The following is a 15,233-nucleotide window of genomic DNA, read 5'->3' on the forward strand; positions in this document are numbered from 1 at the left end:
GTCATACATCTAGTATAGTTCGTCTTTTTTTGATAAGCCTACTTTTGTCCCTGCCTCCTTTCAAACATATTCAGTACGTAGCATTCCCATATGTAATAAGTCATGCCATTTCCCATTTCGATATAAAAATTGCCTAGATCTTCCTTCGTGAAAAAACCCTAATTTTTCATAAAGCTTAATAGCCTTTAGGTTAAAGGAAAACACTCGTAAAGATAGTCGGTGTAAATTCATTTCTGAAAATGCATAGTTTAGTAGCAGTTGCATTGCCTCTTTACCATAGCCCTTTCCCCAGTAGTCTTTATTACCAATATCAATAATGCATTCTGCGTTGTGGTTTACATTGTCTATTTGTATTAGCGAAATAACGCCTATGGGTGTTTCGCCGCTGTCTTTAACGGTAATGATGTAGCTTTTTGATGTGCTACTATGGAGAATGACTTCTCTGACAAATGATTTCGTTTCTTCAAATGTATAAATATCTAGATTAGGACTCGTTGTCTGCATAACATCTATATCATTTCTCCATTGGTGGTAAAGGTCCGTATCCTCGATTGTCATTTTTCTTAACTTTATTCTAGAAGATTCAAATAACATATGATCACGCTCCTATTTTTGGGGTGTTTGTACTATTGGACAAAGCAAAGTCTTTAACGATTCCAAGAAAAAATCTATTTGCTTTTCCATGCTTGTCACCTGTGATCCAAGTAAATCGGTGTTTAATATCATTCCATCCATAAATGAAATAAGATAGTGTGCAATGGTATCTCCATCTGTAACTGGATTTAATTGACCGGCATCTTTTCCTTGTTGGATGGTATGTTTAATTCCTTCAACCATTACTTCATATCGCTTTTTAATATAAGAGAAATGCTCCTTGTTGTTAACATAGTTAGAAGAAAGAAAGAATTCACTGCGTGCTTGTACAAGGGATGGCTGATTCGTGTGAATATCTACTAGTTGTTCAATCCAAAAAGTAAGTTGTTGCCAAACCGATTTTCTACTATCTATTTGGATATTCGGCAACAGGTACTGATCGTCATTATAGAGTACCTCCACAAAGGCATGATCTATATTTTTGAAATAATTATATATTGTTCCCCTTGATACACCAGCAATATCAATAATATCTTGTATAGTTGCATTTGTGTATCCTTTACTTAGAAAGACTTCACGGGCCGCAAGTAGTAGCTGTTGCTTTTTTTTCACTTTGTATGTACTAGTAACTTTGGGGGCCATATATTGCCTCCTTTACCTAAAGTGACAAGTATGTCATTTTAGGTAATTATAAATGACATCCTAATTAAAATCAATGTGCTATATTACAACGAATTTAAATATTTAATACATTTAGTGTTTTTTGATTCGTATTACCTAAGACAATCACTCCTGTAAAAACAGGCTCTTCTAAATATAGGCTTTTATGCCTCTTAAAATGGGGAATTTTATGCTATATAATAGTAATGTTAATGCTAATATATTTTATGATGTATGACTGAAGCTTCAAGCAGCACCGAGGTGAGAAAATGGAATCCTTAAACTGGATTAATGGACAAATCAGTCGGACACAGAATTCCCTTTACATGTTAAATGCTCAATTAGATGAAAAACGCAGGGAATTGGAGCGACTGGCATTAGTCCATTCTAATTTATATGATTATCAGAAAGAGCTTAAACAGCATAGAGATCTATGTATAAACCCAGAATTATCAGAAACTACGTGGTATGGACAACTTGCAAATCAGTTCCAACAGTATCGGGATCAAGAAATTCTATCAAATTATCAATCCCTGTATGACTATCAGTTAGTTCAAACGCTTGATCAATTAAATGACAAAATAAGGGAAACGAAGCAAGCCATTATTGATATTCGTATGGATGTATCTACACATAATACGGAGCTTGATCACTTATATGATAAGCAACGAAGGGAGTTAATGAGTTAGTGAGTGAAGAAATAAAGCTAAATTATGCACCGATAGAAAAGGCGTTAGCAAACTTACGAACAAACATTCAATCATTGGAAAATAGAATACCAAGTGATGCCCAAAGTGACATATCATTAGACATGGTAAATAAAGTAAACGAAATTAATCTTTTATTAGAAGATGTATTGAGCTCTTACCAAGCATTACTTCTTACTCATGAACAAGAAACATTGGAAGCAGTAAATCAATTATTAGAGACGGAAGAACGAATAGCTTCCAACATACAGATTGTTAAATAATAGGAAAACGACCACGATAACTCTTCAACAGCGTTCCCCATCAGGAGGTTTCCATGAAAACATTAGACATTCAGGAGTTAAATCACTATATTGATAGGTTACGAACAAAGCTTACAACTGTACAACAACAAATGAATGATATACGACAAGCCGTTCACCAATTGACATCGTTGGACCATGCATTGCAAGGAAATACGGGAACTGCAATTCGCTCTTTTTTTGCAGATGTCCATGAACCATTTCTACAATATCTCGATAATTTTCTTACAGAATACGATCAGGCGCTTATCCAATTAAAAGAGGCTGTACACTCATATGAACCAGCAGCAGATGGCTTAGTTCAGCAATCTTTTTTAGAAAATGATCTGGAACATGGCTTACAGCGAGTGGAAGATGTGACGAAGGGAATAACAGATGAAGTAAATCATGAAATTTATAAGATCCAAGATATTATTTCTCTACCATTGCTCGATGACCATGATCTACTTAGAGGTATTCAGCAAGCTAAGAATAACAAGAATGAAGTAATCGAGCAGTTGTATGCCTTAGATCGTTCGCAGATGAATACGTTAGAGCCTCTGTTACAAGAACTAACAGTAATGAAAAACTATATGGCCAATATTAAGGACGTTTTTTATCGTGAAAGTAATTCTATTTCAACATATGATGGTTCAGCTTTAAAGAATAGTAGTCCGTATGATGAAGTCATTAAAGAAGTTCATCCACCCAACGATCAATAGCTGAACTTCTATCAAGTCACAGCATATATGCGTAGCTAATCACTAATTTTTAAATAGGATATAAAAGAAAGACTTTGATAACAGTCAATCAAAGTCTTATTATTTTTTTGAATCGTATAGATTGGTTTTTGTAGAGTTAGGTTTTAATCTTCGAAAAAAGCTCGATTAATTTGTATATATTTTTCCTCTTCTTCTGGAATATCTTCTTCCATATAAATCGCTTGTACAGGACATGCTGCTTCACATGCTCCGCATTCAATACATATATCGGGATCAATATGAAACATATCTTTACCCTCTTCAATGCAATCTACAGGACATACTTCTATACATTCAGCTGCTTTTTCGTTTTCACATGGTGAAGTAATAACAAATGCCATAAAAAAGTCTCCTTTACTTTATCGAATTACCATACTTTATAAGGCATAAGCTTTGTAGTGTTATTGTTTAGTACGTTGAAAAGGATGAAGGGAAAACGGTATTATGGTGCAACAGTTTATCCCACATATGACTGGCAGTAATACCCCCTTCAAGCAATAAAGTGAAACGAATATGATACTTGGGGGATCGACTGTCAGTAAACACCCAATTGGTTCAAAGGCTTTTAGGTCATATCCTTGTAAGTTAAGAAAGTATAAAATCAGTGCAATGACTGCGTTAAGCGAAGTAGTTATTTTGAAATGTTTGATGTATATTGGCAATGCTCCGACTAATTACTTCGCTTTCCGTGGGCACGGCCTCAACTAACTTTGCAAAGAAGAACACGTTGCAAAGTGGATTTTCGGCTCGCGCTAATCCCGCAGGAGTCTACGTAATTAGTCTCCGCTATGAGAAGGTGCAACAATTCTTGTCATAAGTAATAGGTTGACTTTTTTTACAAAAAATCGTTATCCGTGAGTATAAAAGCAGCTGTGTTACTTCATGCTAGCGTTGTAGAGCCTGATAATAGCGAAGGCCGGCCACTTCAACTCCTGTGGGAAATGTTTGACCTGAAGATCCACTTTTTTGAGCGGGTTTTGCTAAAAAAGTTAGCTGAAGGACAAACCCCACGGAAAGGGAAGTGGGCAGCCGGAGTGATTCCATAATAGCTACTAGAGGAAGCGTAAATCTGAGCATTTAGTGATAAGGACTGAGCGAATTTTGCTCCGTTTTTCTTAATGGTACTAACAATCCGTGGGGATAAACAAGGTCCACAACTGATTAAAGTTTCACTGCATCCTAATCTCTTTTAACAATGATAGATATTCCTTGACCGACACCAATACACATTGTAGCCAAACCGGTTTTACATTGTCTTCTTTTCATTTCATGTACTAAAGTGGTTAAGATTCTCGCTCCACTGGCTCCCAATGGGTGGCCGTAAGCGATGGCCCCCCCATTAACATTTACTTTTTCCTGATCTAATTCTAATGAACGTATACAAGCAAGTGATTGCGCAGCAAATGCTTCATTTAACTCAATTAAATCAAGGTCATCGACAGTCATATTTGCTCTTTTCAATGCTTTCTTAGTAGCTGTAATTGGACCAATTCCCATGATTCTCGGTTCTACACCAGCAACAGCTGAAGTAACATAGGTAGCCATTGGTTCTAATCCTAGCCTATTCGCTGTTTCTCTGTTCATTAACAGGATGGCAGAGGCGCCATCGTTAATTCCAGAAGCATTTCCTGCAGTTACGCTACCATCTGAAAACAAGGGAGGGAGCTTCTTTAGTTTTTCTCTAGAAGTATGCGATCTAGGGTGTTCGTCTATTTCTAAGTTATATACCCCTAATTTTCGATCATGAATAGGTACTGGAGTTATTTCTGCTTGAAGGATCCCATTGTCCATTGCTGATTTAGCTTTCATTTGACTTTGAAGAGCAAATTCGTCCTGTTCTGATCGAGAGATTTCATATAGCTTAGCAACGTTTTCTGCTGTTTCTGGCATAGAATCGGTACCATATTTTTCTTCTAAGGAAGGATTCGTAAATCGCCAACCAATTGTTGTATCTTGGAGAATTTGATCACCACGTTTGAAGTCCTTATCTGATTTTCCCAATACATAGGGAGCTCGTGTCATACTCTCTGTTCCACCTGCAATCATAATATCACCGTGTCCTAATGCAATGGCTCTTGCAGCATAAGTAACAGCATCTAATCCTGACCCACAAAGCCGATTGATCGTAGTTCCGCCAATTTCTGTTGGATAATCGGCCAAGAGGGTAGACATCCGAGCAACATTGCGATTATCTTCACCCGCACCATTTGCATTCCCCATAATGACTTCTTCTACTTTATTAAGTGGTAATGCAGGATTTCGTTCCTTAATGGCTCGTAGGACATGTGCACCTAAGTCATCTGGACGCACCGTTTTTAAAGCGCCATTGTAACGACCGATGGGGGTTCTAACGGCATCAACGATAACAACTTCGTGCATTGTATTTCCTCCTACTCATTGTACTTATATATGCCATGCATTGTTTTTTTTCCTAATCGACCTGCTTTTACAAGCTGTTCTAATAATGGTGCTGGCCGGTACTTTTCTCCTAATGTTTCATGTAAATATTTTAAATTATTGAGACGTGCATCTAGTCCTACCAAGTCGGATAGCTCTAAAGGACCCATTGGATAATTTAGCCCTAGACGAATGGCCTTATCTATATCTTCAGCAGTTGCTACACCTTCTTGAAGCATATGAAATGCTTCATTTCCTACTAATGCACTTATTCTGCTAGTAACAAAACCTGGAAACTCATTAACTTGTACACTTTCCTTTCCTAATTTTTTTGCTACCTCTTGAATAACTTCTACTGTTTGATCGTTTGTCTGAATGCCACGAACTATTTCAACAAGCGGCATTTGTATGACTGGATTAAAAAAATGCATGACTGCAACCTGTTCTGGTCGATTAGTAAAAGATGCTAGTTCGGTCGGACTAATAGTAGAAGTATTAGAAGCAAATATAGTATGCTTCGGAGCAAACGCATCAGCATCCTGCATTAGCATTTTCTTAATATGCTGCTTCTCTGGAACTGCTTCAATAAATAAATCTGTTGTCACAAGGGCTTCTTTTAATTTACTAGTTGTTTCTAAATTAGCTAATACGTTTTTTGCCTGTTTTTTAGTGATTTTTCCCTTTTGAATGCCTTTTTGAGCCGTGGTATTTACATATTTTATGGCGGACTCTAATTGATCTTTAGAAACATCTACTAAAATAGTATGAAAGCCAGCAAGGGCAGAGACATATGCAATGCCTCGGCCCATAACTCCTGCACCAGCGACTGTAATATTCTGGTTAGTCATCTGTAACCTCCTACACACCAAATGGATTTAATGGTTTGGGTCCATAATAAGAGAGTATACTTTTGTCTTCCAAGTAGAGATCTAGTGTTTCGACACAAAGTTCTCTACCAAATCCGGAATGCTTATATCCTCCAAATGGTGTTCCAGGGAATGCTGAAAATGGATTATTTACCATTACAATACCTGCTTCAATTTGGTGGGAGACTCGTGTTGCTCTACCTTGATTAGTAGTCCAAATAGCAGATCCAAGCCCATACTCAGTATCATTTGCTCGTTTAACAACATCTTTTTCATCTGTGAACGTTTCTACGACAACTACCGGTCCGAATATTTCCTCTCGAACTACTTTCATGTCAGGAGTGACATCTGTAATGATGGTCGGCGCATACCAATATCCGTTTTCAAACCCTTCTATTTTCAATGCCTTGCCACCAGTAGCGATTGTCGCACCGTCCTGTATTGCGGATTGCACATACCCATCAATGACTTCCAATTGTTCTTGACTAATGATGGAGCCGAGATGTGTACCTTTATCAAAGGGATCACCAGATTGTAATCTTTCCGTTTTGGCAATAAATTGCTCCATAAATTCATCATAGATAGATTCATGAACGAAGAGTCGAGAGCGTGCTTCGCAGGATTGTCCAGTGTTAAAGAAGATACCAAATAATGAACCTGGTACTGCTGCATTTAAATCTGCGTCTTCGAATACAATATTTGGTGACTTTCCACCAAGCTCAAGCGTTAAACGCTTTAAGGTGCTTGCAGACTTTTTCATAATTTCTTTACCAGTATCGGTCGATCCGGTGAACGCTACCTTGTTGATGTCATTGTGTTCTACAAGATAGTCGCCGATAACTTTACCTGAACCAGGAAGTGTATTAACAACTCCTTCAGGTACTCCAGCTTCGTGACAAATTTCGTTTAATATAATTGCTGTAATAGGTGTTAAACTAGCAGGCTTTATAATGACAGAACATCCTGCAGCAATTGCGGGTGCTATCTTCCAGGCTGCCATCATCATTGGATAGTTCCACGGTATAATCTGAGCGCAAACACCGATTGGTTCTTTGTGTGTATAATTTAGAAATCCATTAGGCATGTTATTAACGGTTCCGCGATGACCGACAATTGCTCCGGCATAAAATTCAAAGTCTTCGATAGATTGATTTATTTGAACTTGTGCAGCTCCTATCGATTTACCGCTGTTAAGTACTTCCATTTCAACAAGCTCATTGAAGCGCTCCCGCATAATAGTAGCAATTTTATTAAGGACACGAGCACGCTTACCTACAGGGTATTTTCTCCATTTACCGTGATTAAATGATTGCCTTGCTGCTTGTACAGCTCTTTCTGCATCTTCTGTCGTTGCCCTTGCAACTGTGGCTAAAATTTCACCCTTAGCCGGGTTGTATGTTGTGAATGTCTCTTTAGAGCTACTATCAACACGCTCCCCATTTATAATCATTCGGTAGTAATCTCGTTTCATCGGTTTAACCTCTTTTGCTAAATCTGCTACGACAGTACTTGCCATTGTTATCACTCCTTTTATTATTTGCCAACAAATGTTGGCTTGCGTTTCTCTTTGAATGCCTGCAATCCTTCATGATGATCCTTTGACATTCCAGCAATTCGCTGTGCTTGCGCTTCTTTTTCGAGCATGTTATCAAAAGGAAGATTCATGCCATCTAGCATATAGCGTTTAATTAATGAAACGGATTTGGTCGGTAAAGCCGCAAGTTTTTGCGAAAACGCACTAACTTTTTCATCCCATTCAGATGAATCGATTAATTCGGTTGCTAATCCAAGCTGATATGCCTCCTTGCCGGTTATCGGTTTACCAAGTATAGATATTTCTAATGCCTTGGCATATCCAATAAGGCGTGGTAGGATATATAAGAATCCAGAATCTGGTATTAAGCCAATATTGATAAATGCACTTACAAATTTAACATCTGGCTTCACTAATCGGAAATCAGCTGCCAATGCTAAACTCATGCCAGCGCCTGCAGCCGTTCCATTGACAGCTGCAACGATGGGTTTAGAAGTTTTTCTCATAGCTTCCATCATCGGATGATAGCGTTTGCGTAATAGAGTAGCATGATTTGTGTTAGTATCTATGCCAGCTAAGTCTTCTCCTGAACAAAAGGCTTTTCCTGCACCTGTAATGACGATACACCTAACTAAATCGTCCTTTACTGCTAATCGTAGAGCTTTCATAATCTCTAGATTCATGGTTTCTGTAAAAGCATTATAGGCAGAAGGTCGATTCAGTAGAATAGTAGCTATGCCGTTTGATTGGCTATAGTTAATGGCTTGAAAATTTTCATTCATATTCATTCTCCTTTGAAAGAAGGATTTCGTTTTTCCATAAATGCCTTCATGCCCTCTGTTTGATCCTGTGAAGAGAAAGTAAGATAAAAGTTCTTTCTTTCTAACTTCAACCCTTCCATTAAAGATGTATCCATAGCTTCATATACTGCCTCTTTTATTAACCGAATGGCCAAAGGTGCTTGATTAGAAAGTTGCTCTGCCAGTCGCATTGCTTCCTCTTCAACAATTTCGTTAGCTACTACTTGATTAATGACACCGTGATCGAGTACTTCTTGTGCACGGATCATTTTTCCAAGCCATATCCATTCCAATGCTTTTGCTTTGCCCACTGCTTTTGTTAAAAGTTGGGTTCCACCTGCTCCTGGCATGACGCCCAATGACACTTCTGGAAAACCAAATGTAGCGTTTTCTCCAGCAACTACTAAATCACAATGTAGTGCTAATTCAAACCCTCCACCTAAGGCAAGACCTTCAACAGCTGCAATGATTGGTTTCTTAATTAATCTGATACGATCCCAGTCAGCAAATGGGTTAGACATTTCAAGTGATAGTGGAGAATCATCCAGCATTTCACCAATATCTGCACCTGCTGCAAACGCTTTTTCATTTCCTTTCAAAAGAATAACTCGAACCGAAGAATTATGGTCAAAGTGCTCCAACTGTTCAACAATTTCCTTAACCATTAACCTGTTTAAAGCATTCGCTACATTGGGGCGAAATAGCTGGATGACACCGACCTTATCTATGGTATACGTGTTTATATACTCACTCGTCATCAATTTCCTCACCAATCATTAGTGATACGATGTCACCTGCAAAATTCATAACATCTTTTCCTGATGCCTTTCCCTCTGCTGTTTTCATTGCTTGTTTCAATGCATCATGGTTGTCATAATACATCTCGCATAGTAAATAATAATCAGATTTCCCCATTGGTGAACCTACAATTCTAGTAACCTTCATTTCTCTTAATCCAGGAATCTTTTTTGTTATTGGTGTATGTGTATTGAAATAATGCTCATCAAATGCTTCCTTGTCCTCCGGTTGTTTGTATAACGCAATAAGTTTCACCATATATATACCCCTTTCTAAATTAAGTGATGGTATGATAATCTAATACAGGTTTCATTGCTTCAAATGGATTTTTACAAGCTGCGCAATATAAAATACTACGACACGCAGTAGGTCCAAATACATTCTCCATTGATGTAAATACAGAACCACAGTATGGACAGTCCACTGTCCACTCATCCCCTGGAATATAATTTTCAGGTGGAGGAGCTATCCCGTGCTTTTTTAACTGTTCCTTGCCATGATTCGTAATGGAGGTGGTCGACCATGTTAATTGAAAGGAGAAAGTAACCTGACAATCCATAACCCAATGAAGCTTTTGGACTGCAGTCTGCACATTTTTTTGGATGAAATCTAAAGCAGGACAGCCTGCAAATGTAGGGACCATCGTAATTGATACTGTACCTCCATCGATAGAAACTTTATGAACCATTCCTAGGTCAACCACGCTAACTGCGGTTAATTCAGGATCATCAACCTTCTTAAGCGTTTCATAGATTTCCTTTTGTTTTAGCTCCATACTCAAGTTGGTCACCTCCTTAAGCAAATGCTTACCATACAGCCTTTTGGTCACTATTATATACTTCACTTAGCGTGCTTAATGCTTGATCTAAATCTGCTGTATGTTCTCCATATCTTCCCCTCGCAGGATGATTATCAACAAAAAGCGAAGATGGTAAGGATAAAGACTGTTCCAGCTCTTTTAGCCACTGCTTTCGAAGGTAATCCTCACCTGCAATTAAATGATGCTTCTCAAGTTCAAATGCTTTTGGACCTAAGCCTATAATATCCGCACAAGCTGGCCAGGCAGCTTCCAATTGAAACTGAACCTTATTTTGTGCTTCCTCTGTCGATCCAAGCAACTGCTTTAACCACATGCGCCAATGTGCTAAATGATATGGCTGCTCCATTAAAACTTTATTAGCAATATCTGCTAGTGGTTGATAGGAACTATTTATAATGGTCTCCAATTTAACTTTCTTCATTGTTTCAAAAAGAAATTGTCTTACTACTGTTAGCGCCCAGTCGTAATAAGGTTCTTGCAAGTATGAACCTTCACCGTTTTTTCTCTCAAAATAGCTGGCATTTCTTCTTTCCACCGCTTGCCGTTCATGTGCTAACTTATCTGCGTTACCTATATCTAAGTCTTCTAGCAAGTGGTAATATAGAGAAGCGTGCCCCATTGTATTTTGGGTAATGGACGAAAGAGCTACATCTTCTTCTATGTGAGGAGCTAAGCCTAGCCATTCAGATCCTCGGAAGGAAATGATAAAGTCGTCGTCGGCAAGCTGAAATAGTAATTCAACAAGTGCCTCAAAGTAGGAAGGATTTTGTTTCGCTTCTTTTGCTGTATCTATCCGTTTCACAATTTTTTCACCTCTTTCCACGACATAATTTCTTTCTCATCTAGCATTCCTTGCTCTTTTTCACGCCATTTTTTCCGTAGGTATCCATAGCCTTTTGTTGTACGATATTCCTTGTTATCTAATCGTTTCGTCCATAGTTGCCGCTCCTCACTGGTCATAGAACGAATTTGGCTGCGTGGTACAACCCATACATCAATAACATTTTCTCTGCGCATAAAATTTTCCTGTGCCATATTTAATGCCATTTCATCGTTAGGTGCTAGTAAACTAAATTGATGCTGAATAGGTGATTTTGCATTTTTTTTGCTAAAAACTTCATACTCCTGGTAAAAATTCGATCCATCGTGACTAGTCATATCTGCATGATCCTCCTTTCTTAATTAGGAGACGACAGCTTGAGGAGCTAAAGCTTGTCGAACCCATCGATTATTTTCGTAGGCTATGTCTCTTAATCGTAATCGTTGCTTTGAACAAGGCCCATTATTACTAATGATTTTTTTGAATTCATTCCAATCTGGTTGCTTGTATTCCCAACGTTTATTGGCTTCATCATAATGAATAGTTTCATCTGGTACCGTTAATCCCAAAGAGAAAATTCGAGGTAAGTACTTATCCAAGAAAGCTTGCCTTAGTTCCTCATTAGAACTTTTCCTAATTCGATATTTCGTAGTTATTTCCTGCTTAGAAGAACCAGTTGTTGTTGCTGAAGCTGGCCCAAAAAACATGAGTAATGATGACCACCAACGATCAAGAGCTTCCTGTAACATATCTCTTTGCTTGTTAGATCCTTCTGCAAGAGCCATAATAATAGATTCTCCATGCTGTGCATGGAATACTTCTTCCTGACAAATTCGTTGAAGTGCTCGTTGGTAAGGTCCATATGAGGCGTCTAACATATTTGTTTGTGAAATGATAGCTGCTCCATCTACTAACCAACCGACTATGCCTGCATCTGCCCATGTTTTTGTGGGCATATGGAAAACATTATGAAACTTAAGCTTGCCGTTTAATAAGTCTTGCATGATATTCTCCCTGTTTTTACCATAGGGTTTAATTAAATCCTCAGCTACACGAAGTAATAATTGGCCATGACCCATTTCATCTTGAACCTTAGCCATAATGCCTAGTTTTCTTTTCAAGCTGGGTGCTTTGGGTACCCATTCTTTTTCAGGTAGAGCTCCCATGATTTCGCTAATTCCGTGCATGGATATGAGTTTGATTAATGCATTTCTGTATTCATCTGGCATCCAGTCATCTGCCTCAATTTTTTCTCCTGCCTCTATTCGTTTCATGAAAACAGTATGCTTTTCTGTATCCTTTTCATGATCAGCAGCAGATGCGCCTCCATAAATATACATTTTCTCAACTCCTTATTACGATTAATTAACGCAATTATAATAAAACGTTATATAAATATCAATAGCGAAATATTTTTAAATTTTTGTTAATATAATAAACACCTATGTAATTAAGCTTATGAATGAATTGTTGCTTTTACTACAGCATCACAAATATTGACAGCGCTTTCAATAAAAGATACTTTATACGTAACAATTTTGGTGAATTCGTTTAAAAAATATCATGTGAAAGGGGAATATTATGTCTACTTTTTCAAAAGAAGAACAGTGGAGTCATCTGCAAATGAAGGATTTACAATGGTCTCGACTAAAGAAATCCATTAAACATGCTTATGAAAATGTACCTTTTTACAGAGAAGCTCTGCAACGCATTCCTATTACTCCCGATGACTTTTGTTCATGGCAGCAGTTCCAAGAACTTCCTTTTACGAAAAAACACCATTTACGCGAGAATTATCCGTTCCAGTTGTTAGCGACTCCAGTTAATGAGGTCGTTAGAATCCATGCATCATCTGGTACTAGTGGTAAACCAACTGTCGTTGCATATACAAAAAATGATATTAGCCACTGGGGACATATGGTGGCTCGTGCTATTTATATGGCTGGTGGCCGGAAGGGTGATATTCTACATAATGCTTTTGGCTACGGTCTTTTTACAGGTGGATTAGGTATTCACCATGGATCTGAATATCTAGGATGTGCAACTGTTCCAATTTCCGGAGGGAATACAAATAAGCAAATAGCTATGATCCAAGATTTTAAGCCACGTATTATTTGCTCGACGCCTTCTTATCTATTAAACATTGGTGAGACAATGATAAATCAAGGAATTAATCCAGCAAACACGTCGTTGAAAGTGGCAATCCTTGGTGCAGAGCCTTGGTCAGAGAAAATGAGGGATATAATAGAGCAAATATTTGATCTGGATGCGTTAGACATCTATGGTTTAAGTGAAGTTATGGGACCCGGCATCGGAATGGAGTGTGAATGTAAAGAAGGATTGCATGTTGCCGAGGATCATTTCATTGTAGAGGCTATTAATCCTGAAACGCTAGAGCCTGTACCTGATGGGGAGGATGGAGAATTAGTCTTCACGAGTTTGACGAAGGAAGCCATACCAATTATTCGATATCGGACGGGTGATGTTGCATCATTAAGTAGAGAAAGATGTGCATGTGGTAGGACAACAATTAAAATGAGCCGTGTGAAGGGCAGAATTGATGATATGTTAATTATTAGAGGGGTTAATGTATTTCCGTCTGAAATTGAACGTTACATTTGTAGTGCAGAAGAATTGGAGCCACATTATGAAATTCACTTGCTGAAGAAAGGTGCAATGGACCATGTGGAATTGCACGTGGAAGTATGCGAGTTGTTTTATAATTCTTTATCTGAACAATCATTTAATGACCAAAAGTCATTGGAGCTCATTCAAAAAGTTAAAAAGACATTGAAAATGGAACTGCTTGTATCTGTTGATGTTCGTTTGACAAAGCCTAAAACACTTTTACGTTCAGAAGGAAAGGCGAGACGAATTATTGATAAACGTCCGTCGATGTCTGCCACATTATAGTGTATAGAGTGTGCTACAAAATATGAATCGATATAGGAGTATCATCGCACAATCTGAAATATACTCACTTTGCACGGGCACGTACGTAGCTAACTTGGTAAAGAAAAGTGCGTTATCAAGTGAATCTTCGGACTCGTGCTGTTCCCGCTGGATAAGGAAGGCTTCGGCAGCGATACATGGCACGCAGAAAAAGCGTTCTTCTTTTTCAAGGAGGTTCGCATATGTAATGTACTATATTAATTATTCTAATCAAAAAACGGATGATAATTAATTTAAAACAATTATCATTCGTTTTTTATTGGTTCTTATTTACTTTTATCTCAGATTCTTTCTTTTCAAGTTAAGCTATTTCGGCTAGAATAGGAATGGATAACTTGTTCAATGATTTTGAATATATACAATGATTAAGGGAATGGAATTACAAAATGGCAAAATTATTTAATACACGCTCCATGATTTTCACGCTTTATGGTGACTATGTTAGTCAATATGGCAATGTTATTTGGATTGGAAGCTTAATTCAGTTATTGGAAGAATTCGGTCATAATGAACAATCGGTGCGTGCGGCTATTTCTCGTATGAATAAGCAAGGGTGGGTAAAGTCCCAAAAGAATGGAAATAGGAGCTATTACTTTTTAACAGAGAGAGGAAAGGCTCGTATGGATGAAGCTGCTCAACGGATCTATCAAATAGAAGCACCGTCATGGGATGGGCAATGGAGGCTACTTCTTTATACGATTCCAGAAGAAAAGCGCCATCTTAGAGATGAATTGCGGCAAGAATTAGTATGGAGTGGGTTTGGTCTTTTATCTAATAGCTGTTGGATCACACCTAATCCATTAGAACAGCAGGTAAAAGATTTAATAAAAAAATATGATATTGACGCTTATGTTAACTTTTTTCATGGTACATATGAGGGTACAAAGGAAAATAAAGATTTAGTAGAGCAGTGCTGGGATTTGGAAGCAGTGAATGAACGTTATTCACAATTTATTCAAGCATATAGTCAAAAATATATTATTGATAAGAGCAAAATTGAAAAAGGCGAGATGAATGACGGCAACTGTTTTGTGCAACGAACATTACTTGTACACCAATACAGAAAATTTTTATTTATCGACCCTAGTCTACCTAAAGAATTACTACCAGACAATTGGTTAGGTGATTCAGCTGCTTCGCTTTTCACAGATTATTATCAAATCCTTAAAGAACCAGCTACAAGGTTTTTTGAGTCTGTATTTGATTCTGGAGATATTAACGTATAGCGAGTAGGGCTGTCGCA

General features: G+C 37.9%; 19 protein-coding genes. 6 read left to right on the plus strand and 13 right to left on the minus strand.

What is annotated here, in order from left to right:
• Positions 1 to 60: 60 nt before the first annotated feature.
• The gene (locus RVS70_RS06045; RefSeq protein ID WP_026679898.1) at positions 61 to 594 is read right to left on the minus strand and encodes a GNAT family N-acetyltransferase; all 534 of its coding nucleotides are present in this window, start codon (positions 592 to 594) and stop codon (positions 61 to 63) included.
• 12 nt (positions 595 to 606) lie between these two features.
• The gene (locus RVS70_RS06050; protein ID WP_026679899.1) at positions 607 to 1,236 is read right to left on the minus strand and encodes a TetR/AcrR family transcriptional regulator; all 630 of its coding nucleotides are present in this window, start codon (positions 1,234 to 1,236) and stop codon (positions 607 to 609) included.
• A 287-nt stretch (positions 1,237 to 1,523) separates the two neighbouring features.
• On the opposite strand from RVS70_RS06050, the gene RVS70_RS06055 reads away from it, so the two are divergent.
• From RVS70_RS06055 to RVS70_RS06065, 3 genes are read left to right on the plus strand one after another with little or no spacing between them, the layout of a single operon-like run.
• The gene (locus RVS70_RS06055) at positions 1,524 to 1,943 is read left to right on the plus strand and encodes a DUF5082 domain-containing protein (RefSeq protein WP_026679900.1); all 420 of its coding nucleotides are present in this window, start codon (positions 1,524 to 1,526) and stop codon (positions 1,941 to 1,943) included.
• Positions 1,943 to 2,224: a YwqI/YxiC family protein gene (locus RVS70_RS06060; RefSeq protein ID WP_026679901.1), complete on the plus strand. Its 282-nt coding sequence runs from the start codon at positions 1,943 to 1,945 to the stop codon at positions 2,222 to 2,224. The genes RVS70_RS06055 and RVS70_RS06060 overlap by 1 nt, the downstream gene beginning before the upstream one ends.
• Positions 2,225 to 2,277: 53 nt before the next feature.
• Positions 2,278 to 2,964: an LXG domain-containing protein gene (locus RVS70_RS06065; protein ID WP_321132745.1), complete on the plus strand. Its 687-nt coding sequence runs from the start codon at positions 2,278 to 2,280 to the stop codon at positions 2,962 to 2,964.
• A gap of 143 nt (positions 2,965 to 3,107) precedes the next feature.
• Here the strand turns inward: RVS70_RS06065 and RVS70_RS06070 are convergent, their stop codons facing one another.
• The gene (locus tag RVS70_RS06070) at positions 3,108 to 3,344 is read right to left on the minus strand and encodes a 4Fe-4S binding protein (RefSeq protein ID WP_026679903.1); all 237 of its coding nucleotides are present in this window, start codon (positions 3,342 to 3,344) and stop codon (positions 3,108 to 3,110) included.
• A 513-nt stretch (positions 3,345 to 3,857) separates the two neighbouring features.
• On the opposite strand from RVS70_RS06070, the gene RVS70_RS06075 reads away from it, so the two are divergent.
• Positions 3,858 to 4,049 carry a hypothetical protein gene (locus RVS70_RS06075; protein WP_121604546.1) on the plus strand — a complete coding sequence of 64 codons (192 nt, stop codon included), beginning with the start codon at positions 3,858 to 3,860 and terminating at the stop codon, positions 4,047 to 4,049.
• Positions 4,050 to 4,182: 133 nt separating this feature from the next.
• Here RVS70_RS06075 and RVS70_RS06080 read toward each other — a convergent pair whose 3' ends face one another.
• From RVS70_RS06080 to paaA, 10 genes are read right to left on the minus strand one after another with little or no spacing between them, the layout of a single operon-like run.
• Positions 4,183 to 5,382 (minus strand): thiolase family protein, encoded by a 1,200-nt coding sequence (locus tag RVS70_RS06080; RefSeq protein WP_205389480.1) that lies wholly within the window; start codon positions 5,380 to 5,382, stop codon positions 4,183 to 4,185.
• A gap of 11 nt (positions 5,383 to 5,393) precedes the next feature.
• The gene (locus RVS70_RS06085) at positions 5,394 to 6,248 is read right to left on the minus strand and encodes a 3-hydroxyacyl-CoA dehydrogenase (protein ID WP_026679784.1); all 855 of its coding nucleotides are present in this window, start codon (positions 6,246 to 6,248) and stop codon (positions 5,394 to 5,396) included.
• Between the two features lie 10 nt (positions 6,249 to 6,258).
• On the minus strand, positions 6,259 to 7,782 hold the full coding sequence (locus tag RVS70_RS06090) for an aldehyde dehydrogenase family protein (RefSeq protein ID WP_026679783.1): 1,524 nt from the start codon (positions 7,780 to 7,782) through the stop codon (positions 6,259 to 6,261).
• Between the two features lie 17 nt (positions 7,783 to 7,799).
• A complete protein-coding gene (locus RVS70_RS06095; protein ID WP_121604409.1) occupies positions 7,800 to 8,582 on the minus strand; it encodes an enoyl-CoA hydratase/isomerase family protein in 783 nt (260 codons plus the stop codon).
• A gap of 2 nt (positions 8,583 to 8,584) precedes the next feature.
• Positions 8,585 to 9,358, minus strand: coding sequence for an enoyl-CoA hydratase-related protein (locus tag RVS70_RS06100; RefSeq protein ID WP_026679781.1), 774 nt, complete (start codon positions 9,356 to 9,358; stop codon positions 8,585 to 8,587).
• Positions 9,348 to 9,656, minus strand: coding sequence for an EthD family reductase (locus RVS70_RS06105; protein WP_026679780.1), 309 nt, complete (start codon positions 9,654 to 9,656; stop codon positions 9,348 to 9,350). The genes RVS70_RS06100 and RVS70_RS06105 overlap by 11 nt, the downstream gene beginning before the upstream one ends.
• 19 nt (positions 9,657 to 9,675) lie before the next feature.
• On the minus strand, positions 9,676 to 10,173 hold the full coding sequence (gene paaD / locus RVS70_RS06110; RefSeq protein ID WP_321132764.1) for a 1,2-phenylacetyl-CoA epoxidase subunit PaaD: 498 nt from the start codon (positions 10,171 to 10,173) through the stop codon (positions 9,676 to 9,678).
• Between the two features lie 31 nt (positions 10,174 to 10,204).
• A complete protein-coding gene (paaC, locus tag RVS70_RS06115; RefSeq protein WP_308036054.1) occupies positions 10,205 to 11,020 on the minus strand; it encodes a 1,2-phenylacetyl-CoA epoxidase subunit PaaC in 816 nt (271 codons plus the stop codon).
• Positions 11,017 to 11,376, minus strand: coding sequence for a 1,2-phenylacetyl-CoA epoxidase subunit PaaB (paaB, locus tag RVS70_RS06120; RefSeq protein ID WP_026679777.1), 360 nt, complete (start codon positions 11,374 to 11,376; stop codon positions 11,017 to 11,019). The genes paaC and paaB overlap by 4 nt, the downstream gene beginning before the upstream one ends.
• 24 nt (positions 11,377 to 11,400) lie before the next feature.
• A complete protein-coding gene (gene paaA, locus RVS70_RS06125) occupies positions 11,401 to 12,312 on the minus strand; it encodes a 1,2-phenylacetyl-CoA epoxidase subunit PaaA (RefSeq protein ID WP_371414010.1) in 912 nt (303 codons plus the stop codon).
• 307 nt (positions 12,313 to 12,619) lie between these two features.
• Between paaA and RVS70_RS06130 the strand changes: the two genes are divergently transcribed.
• Together RVS70_RS06130 and paaX are read left to right on the plus strand one after the other, a co-directional pair.
• Positions 12,620 to 13,951 carry a phenylacetate--CoA ligase family protein gene (locus RVS70_RS06130; RefSeq protein ID WP_321132746.1) on the plus strand — a complete coding sequence of 444 codons (1,332 nt, stop codon included), beginning with the start codon at positions 12,620 to 12,622 and terminating at the stop codon, positions 13,949 to 13,951.
• A 425-nt stretch (positions 13,952 to 14,376) separates the two neighbouring features.
• The gene (paaX, locus tag RVS70_RS06135) at positions 14,377 to 15,216 is read left to right on the plus strand and encodes a phenylacetic acid degradation operon negative regulatory protein PaaX (protein ID WP_321132747.1); all 840 of its coding nucleotides are present in this window, start codon (positions 14,377 to 14,379) and stop codon (positions 15,214 to 15,216) included.
• Positions 15,217 to 15,233: the final 17 nt, after the last annotated feature.

Origin of the sequence: Virgibacillus sp. M23, assembly GCF_034190895.1 — a bacterium.
Classification (GTDB): Bacteria; Bacillota; Bacilli; order Bacillales; family Amphibacillaceae; genus Virgibacillus; species Virgibacillus salarius.